Origin of the sequence: uncultured Chitinophaga sp. (assembly GCF_902168175.1) — a bacterium.
Lineage (GTDB): Bacteria > Bacteroidota > Bacteroidia > Chitinophagales > Chitinophagaceae > Chitinophaga.
Window position 1 is genome coordinate 1 of sequence record NZ_CABHOU010000061.1, and the last position, 7373, is coordinate 7373.

Here is a 7373-nt window from a genome sequence, read left to right on the forward strand (position 1 = left end):
ACCTTCCAGGTGAATGCCACTTACCAGGCACCCACTATCGCTATGCCTGCGGGCGGCGGTGGCGGCGGTCGCGGCGGACCAGGTGGTATGGGCATGGCCTCTTCCTCTGCCCAGGGCAAAATCAAAGGCTTCAGCGGTGTAGACGTAGCGGTTAAAAAAGACTTCCTGAAAAACAAGGCTTTATCCGTTTCACTGAACCTCTCCGATGTATTCAATACCCGCGAGTACAACCTGGACCAAACCACGATGTTCTTTGCCCAGAACTACTACCGCAAACGCGAATCACGTATCCTTAAAATGAACGTAAGCTATCGTTTCGGCAAGTTCGACAGCCAGATCTTCAAACGTAAGAACAACAAGAGAGAGGGTGAGAATATGGGAAATATGGAGATGGGATTCTAATAAGTTGCCAACTGTATGATACGAAAGAGGCTGCCACGCTTTGTGGCGGCCTTTTTTATGGGATAAATGCTCATCCGCATTCTATTGTTCCACCTGAGTTATGCAATGCCGCACCTACATCGCCGCTCCCCGCACGGCTTCGACCACTTATCATAATTGAAAACTTTCTAAGGGCGGCAGTGCTACTTTTGCTACGAATCACGTCTCTGTCAACCAAAATTGCTGATCTCACCTATTGCGCATGAGAAAACTCGTACCACTTTACCTTTTTACTACTTTTTTAGCTCCCCGTGCCTGGGCACAGGACAAAGTAACTGCCACACAAACCGTTGCAGCACAAGGCGCTGTTACCGGTAAAATCGTGGACGGAACAACAGGTAAACCAGTGGAATACGCATCGGTAGTGTTGTTACGCTTCGCCGACTCCTCGCTGCTCACAGGTGTATATACCGCACCAGACGGTAAATTCTCACTTCCCCGCATCCCCGCGGGCGACTATGTAGTGCGGATTACCTTTATGGGGTACGATAAATTTGAACAAAGATTGCAATCGGATGCAAACCGAAATCTCGGGGAACTGAGGCTTATTGCCGCCGGAACCTCCCTGCAGGGTGTAGAGATCAAATCGGAGAAACCGGAGTTTTCCATGCAAATAGACAGGCAGGTGTTTGATATGAGCAGCATGCTTACCGCGGCTGGTGGTACAGCCTCGGATGTAATGAAGAATTTGCCTGGCGTGGAGTCAGATATAGACGAGAACGTGACCATGCGCGGCAAATCCATCACAGTTTATGTAGATGGAAAACCTTCTCCCTTCGGTGATACAAAGACCGCCTTACAAATGATCCCTTCCGAATCGATCGATAAAATAGAACTGATACACAACCCCTCCGCTAAGTTCGACGCTGCGGGCGGTGGCGGTATCATTAATATCGTATTGAAGAAAGATAAGGCGATGGGTTATAACTACATGATCAACGTATCGGCCGCTAATCCTAAAGAAGCGAATGGTAGTGTGAATGCGAGCCTGCGCCTGCGTAAGATCAACTTATTCGGCAACTACCAGCAGCGGTATAACGAGCAAAGCGGCAGTGGTTACAGTTACCGTAAGAACATGAAGGATACGGTAAACTACTTTATACAGGAAAGCTCCAATCATAATATTAACAAAGGCAGCGGCGGCAGGATAGGTTTTGACTATTACCTCGACAGCCGTACCACGCTTACGTTTGCCGGTGGCTGGAACACCTGGGACAACAGAAACCGCGACAGCAGTTACATGAACTACGAAGACGAACATATGCAGCAACAGCGCTACGGCTTCCGTAACAACGGCAGCGGCGGCGAAGGCCTTTCGTATACCACCAGCTTCAACTTCAAACGCACCTTCGATAAACCTAACCAGGAACTTACCGCTTACGTAAACTTCAACGATACCAAAAGCACCAGCGGCAGCCAGTACCGCACCGATAACTTTCGCCCCGATGGCAGCATTTACAGCCGTCCGTCGAGCCAGGTAAACAATGGCGACAGCCGTAACAAATTCCTGGAAGCACAGGCAGATTATACCACACCCTACGGCAAAAAAGGGAAACTGGAAGCAGGCGGTAAATACAGAACACGCGATTATGAGAACATTTACATCGCGAACATATACGATTATAACACAGGCGATTTCATCATCAGCCCTGTACTGTCCAATAACTACAGCTACCAGGAGAAGGTAGGCTCTGCCTATATCAACGTGGCCAACGCCCTTGGCAACCTGGGCTATCAGGCAGGCATCAGGGTTGAAAGTTCCCAGCTCGAAGGTTACTCCTACAGCAAAGACACGTCCGTGAACAATACTTTCCTGAACGTGTTCCCCAGCCTGTTTTTGAAGTATAACCTGCCGAACGACCATAACCTGATCTTCAACTATTCGACCCGTATAGACCGCCCTGATTTTAACCAGTTGCTGCCTTACGTAAATAACTCCGATACCATGAACATCCGTGTGGGCAACCCGGCGCTTAACCCCTCGTTCACCCACAAGTTTGAACTGAACTACGGCATTTATTTCCCGGAAACCAGGAACTACTTCAGCAGCGGTTTCTATTATTCTAACACCAATAAACTCATTGACCGCCTAAGCCTCCTTGATCCTAAGACCGGTATCACCACCACCTCTCCGCAAAACCTTGCCACCAACAACAGCATAGGTTCCAATACCACCTACAAAATGCGGATATTCAAATGGTGGACGCATACCACAACGCTCAACTTCGAATACTCAAAAATATTCGGCCAGAGCGGTGATCGTAAAATAGAGAATGAGAACTTTGGCTACAGCCTTAACCTGAACAGTAATTTCCGTTTGCCTTATAAATTCAGTGGTCAGATCGTGGGCAGCTATCGCTCGCCACGCGTTATGCCGCAGGGTACCTACAAAGCCATGAACGGCATTGACGTTTCGGTTAGGAAAGAGTTCCTGAAAAACAACGCCTTAGCGGTTTCCCTGAACCTTTCCGACGTATTCAACACCCGCCAGTTCGCCTCCCACTACGAAACGCCTGACTTCATCCAGGACTACGACAGGCGCAGAACGTCGCGCATTGTAAAAATCAATGTGCGGTACCGTTTCGCCAAGATAGATCCGAACCTGTTCAGGAAAAAGAAAATCCAGAAAGAAGAAGAGGAAGAAGAAACCCCGCAACCGCCTAAAACCAACGGCAGGGAAATGGGCCTTTAATCAACTGTTTTTCCCGGTAAGCATGGGTACAAAAGAGAAGTTATCGAATGCTTCTTCTTTGTAGTCATTTTCGGCAATGCGTGTAATGCGTAACATCCGCTGTACATCGCCGCCACCAACGGGGATCACCATTTTGCCGCCTATTTTAAGCTGGGCCAGCAGTTTCTGGGGGATTTGCGGGGCGGCCGCCGTTACCAGTACTTTATCGAACGGGGCATAGGTAGGAAGCCCCTCGTAACCATCGCCGTAAAAGAAACGCAGCGTCGGGTATTTAGTTTTAAAAGCAAACTTCTTCACGATCTCGAACAGCTTTTTCTGTCGTTCGATGGTGTATACATTTGCTTTTAACTCTCCCAGTACACAAGACTGGTAAGCGCTGCCGGTGCCTATTTCCAGCACCTTTTCAAAAGGACGTACTTCTAATAACTGAGTCTGGTAAGCCACTGTATAGGGTTGGGAAATCGTTTGTCCCTCACCTATCGGAAAAGCCCTGTCTTCGTAAGCGATGCTTTCAAATGCCGTGTCTAAGAAATAATGCCGGGGAATGTTGTTGATGGCTGCCAGTACATTTTCGTCCGTGATTCCCTTTTGTTTGATGCTTTCAACCAGTTGCCTGCGTAATCCTTTTTGTTTGTAATCATCAATGTACTGCTTCATATCGCCGCAAAAATAACCATTAACCGCAACTTTTTCACAAAGCCCTGCATGTACAGTTTTCCACAAAAAGTTATCCCCTGTACGGAATGGCGGTACGTACAAGGGATAATATACTGTTAATAGGCTGTGTTTAAGAGCGGCCGGCCTTAATCTTCACGCGGATGTCAACTCCTTTTTCCACATACGATTCATCACCTGGTTTAGCGGCGGCGGTCATACCCCAGTCGGTACGATCGAGGGTAAACGCAGCATCTACAAGGATGCGCTCGGCAGTAAGTTCGATTTTAGCGGGGAAACTGATCACCATGGATTTGCCCAACATGGTGAGTTCGCCATGTACCAGGGCATTGGCACCGTTGATACCTACATATTTGTCACCTGCGTAAGGGGTAACTTCCAGGATTTCGAACTTAGCAGAGGGGTACATGGCTACGTTAAAAAAGTCGGGGCCCTGTAGTTTATCCAGCATCATGTTCCGCAACTCTGTCGAATTGGGATCGCTGCTCACCATAGAGGCGATATCGATATTAAAGGAGCCTCCTATTACACGGCCGTCCTGGATGCGGACCTTACCGTCTTTAAGATCAAAGTAACCTTTGTGGGCAACATCTTCCTGGAAACCAGTCCATTCGATGCGGCTGCTGTCGGCCCATGTTTTTTGACTGGCGGTAGTGGTTTCGGTACTCTTTTTACAACTCACCGTTGCTGCTACGGTGGCTAAGAGAATAAATTTTACTAAAGATTTCATTTTGGGGTTTGTTTTATAAAAAAATATTAATTAGTATTGCGAAGGCGTATTCGATATTACTTCACTTCCTGATTGCGCCGCAAAGGTACAGCTACCTTATATTTCCATTACAAGTAGAACCACCTGATTTTCAGAAATACGTAGTATTACGTAGTGTCCTTCGTCTATCCTTTTGCCTTAATGCAATTTTTATCTTTACTTTACACTGCTAAAATTTTTTAGCGTATTGTTTGTATAAAAGCCGAATTAAAAAATATGGACGCGAACATTTTAAGCACAGTAGACAAGTGGCTCAACGGCCAGTATGACGCGGAAACGGTAGCTGCCGTTAAATTACTGCAGCAGCAGAACCCCGATGAACTTACCGACGCCTTTTACCGTAATCTTGAATTTGGCACCGGCGGCCTGCGTGGCGTAATGGGTGTTGGTACCAACCGTATGAACAAATACACGGTAGGTATGGCCACCCAGGGGTTTGCTAACTACCTTAACCAGTCTTTCCCCAATGGTGTTAAAATGGCCATCGCCCACGACAGCCGCAACAATAGCCGTTACTTTGCAGAAGTAGCCGCTAATGTACTGGCCGCCAACGGTATCCATGTTTACCTGTTCGAAAGCCTGCGTCCTACCCCGGAACTGAGTTTCGCCATCCGCCACCTGCAGTGCCAGGGCGGCATTGTGCTTACTGCCTCGCACAACCCTAAAGAATACAACGGTTATAAAGCCTACTGGAACGACGGTGGCCAGCTCATACCACCGCATGATAAAAACGTGATCCGCGAAGTGGAAAAGATCGCCGGTATCGACGAAGTGAAATGGACCGGTGGCGAGCAAAACATCACCAGCATTGGTAAAGATGTGGATGAAGCCTACCTCGGTATATTAAAAGGCCTCTCCATCAACCCGGATATCATTGCCAAACACCACGACCTAAAAATAGTATACACACCGATCCACGGCACCGGTATTACCCTCGCTCCGGAAATCCTGAAGCGTTACGGCTTTACCAATGTACATGTGGTGGAAGAACAGTCTAAACCAGACGGCAACTTCCCTACCGTGGTATATCCTAACCCGGAAGAGTCCGAAGCCATGAGCATTGGTCTTAAAAAGGCAAAGGAAATAGATGCGGACATCCTGCTCGGCACCGACCCCGATTCTGACCGCGTTGGCATCGCCGTAAAAAATCACCATGGCGAATGGGTACTCATGAACGGTAACCAAACCGCCGTACTGCTGTTCAACTACATCGTGGAAGGCCGCAAACAACGCGGACTGGCACAGTCGAACGACTATGTTTGTAAAACCGTAGTAACCTCCGACCTGATCGACGTATTTGCAGCTGCCAATAACGTGAACTGCTACAACGTACTCACCGGCTTTAAATGGATCGCTGCACTGATCCAGGAAAAAGAAGGTAAAGAGAACTTTATCTGTGGAGGTGAAGAGTCGTACGGTTACATGATCGGCGACAACGTACGCGATAAAGATGCCATCGCATCGGTAGCTATGTTGTGCGAGATGGCTGCTTACGCTAAGGAGAAAGGCCGCTCGCTGTTCGAGCAACTGATCGACATCTACCTGAAATATGGTTTTTATAAAGAATCCCTGATTTCGCTGACCAAGAAGGGTATGAAAGGTGCGGAAGAAATTGCAGAAATGATGCAGGGCTACCGCGATAATCCGCCAGCCACTATCAACGGTTCCAAGGTAATATCAATTTATGATTACCAGACGCAGCAAAAGCGCGACCTGGTATCGGGAGCTACAGAGGCGATCAACCTGCCTAAGTCCAATGTACTACAGTTCTTACTGGAAGATGGCAGCAAAATATCAGCCCGTCCGTCCGGCACAGAGCCTAAGATCAAATTTTACTTTAGCGTAAATACAAAGCTCTCCGCAGCAGGCGATTTCGATAAGGTAAACGTTGAGCTGGACCAGCGTGTAGCTGCGATTATCAGCGATATGAAATTAAAATAGCCGAACTATACGAAGGAGGCTGTAAGCGGTTAAGCATGAACCGTTTACAGCCTCCTTTATTTTTGCCCCGCGGGAACGAATTGATTGGGATGACTACACTAAGTAAGCAGAAAGAATATCATCGCCTTCCACATCCACCATTACCATATCCTGTAAAGTAGTAGCGAGAGAATAACCCACAAAATCAACCGACAAAGGGAAAGATTTATGTTTCCTGTCTACCAGCACAGCCGTTTGTATCTTTTTAGGAAGGAACTCTAAGAAAGGTTTGAGCGCATATAACATTGTACGGCCCGAATTGGCCACATCGTCGATGATAACGATCGTTTTATTGGAGAAGTCCATAGCGTCCGACAACTCCACGCCTTCCGGCTTTTGTTTATCAAGACGTATTTCCATCACTTTGATATCGAACGAGGCGATACGGCGGAGATGATCGGCTATTTTATGGGTGAGGATAATGCCCCTGTCCCAGATGCCGGCCAGTATAACCTGTTCTTCTTCGCTGTTATGCTCGTAGATCTCATAGGCAATACGTTCGATCTTTTTCTCTATGGCATCCTGTGTTAAGATGGTATTCTTTTTTTCCATGTTCGAATTTTGCGCGCTGTAAAAATACATAAATTGTGCTGCCCTCCACGTTGTTGAATAGAATTAAACTGTAAATTGGGGTAGTCAAATCAAGGATATGCTGATTGTGCAACAAGTTTTTTTTATAATCGCCTTTGCAGCGGCGGTGTATTTATTTGCAAAAAAGGCAGGCTTTATCAGGAAAAACATTCTGCTGGGCCGCGATGTGGCCCTTAACGACCGGAAGGACGAGCGGCTGCGCAACCTGGTGCTGCTGGCTTTCGG

6 protein-coding genes are annotated in these 7373 nt (G+C 47.5%); 3 read left to right on the forward strand and 3 right to left on the reverse strand.

Annotated elements, in window-relative coordinates:
• Nucleotides 1–402 (forward strand): outer membrane beta-barrel protein (locus tag QZT80_RS13480; RefSeq protein WP_295122595.1); only part of this gene is annotated, 402 nt, incomplete at its 5' end.
• A 241-nt stretch (nucleotides 403–643) separates the two neighbouring features.
• Nucleotides 644–3133: a TonB-dependent receptor family protein gene (locus QZT80_RS13485; protein ID WP_295122596.1), complete on the forward strand. Its 2490-nt coding sequence runs from the start codon at nucleotides 644–646 to the stop codon at nucleotides 3131–3133.
• Here QZT80_RS13485 and QZT80_RS13490 read toward each other — a convergent pair whose 3' ends face one another.
• Both QZT80_RS13490 and QZT80_RS13495 read right to left on the reverse strand, forming a co-directional pair.
• The gene (locus tag QZT80_RS13490) at nucleotides 3134–3790 is read right to left on the reverse strand and encodes a protein-L-isoaspartate(D-aspartate) O-methyltransferase (RefSeq protein WP_295122598.1); all 657 of its coding nucleotides are present in this window, start codon (nucleotides 3788–3790) and stop codon (nucleotides 3134–3136) included.
• Between the two features lie 130 nt (nucleotides 3791–3920).
• Nucleotides 3921–4538, reverse strand: coding sequence for a YceI family protein (locus QZT80_RS13495; RefSeq protein WP_295122600.1), 618 nt, complete (start codon nucleotides 4536–4538; stop codon nucleotides 3921–3923).
• Between the two features lie 255 nt (nucleotides 4539–4793).
• Here QZT80_RS13495 and QZT80_RS13500 point away from each other — a divergent pair, with 255 nt between their 5' ends.
• Nucleotides 4794–6518 carry a phospho-sugar mutase gene (locus tag QZT80_RS13500; protein WP_295122602.1) on the forward strand — a complete coding sequence of 575 codons (1725 nt, stop codon included), beginning with the start codon at nucleotides 4794–4796 and terminating at the stop codon, nucleotides 6516–6518.
• A 93-nt stretch (nucleotides 6519–6611) separates the two neighbouring features.
• Here the strand turns inward: QZT80_RS13500 and QZT80_RS13505 are convergent, their stop codons facing one another.
• Nucleotides 6612–7109, reverse strand: a complete 498-nt coding sequence (locus tag QZT80_RS13505) for a phosphoribosyltransferase family protein (protein WP_295122604.1) — start codon at nucleotides 7107–7109, stop codon at nucleotides 6612–6614.
• Nucleotides 7110–7373: the final 264 nt, after the last annotated feature.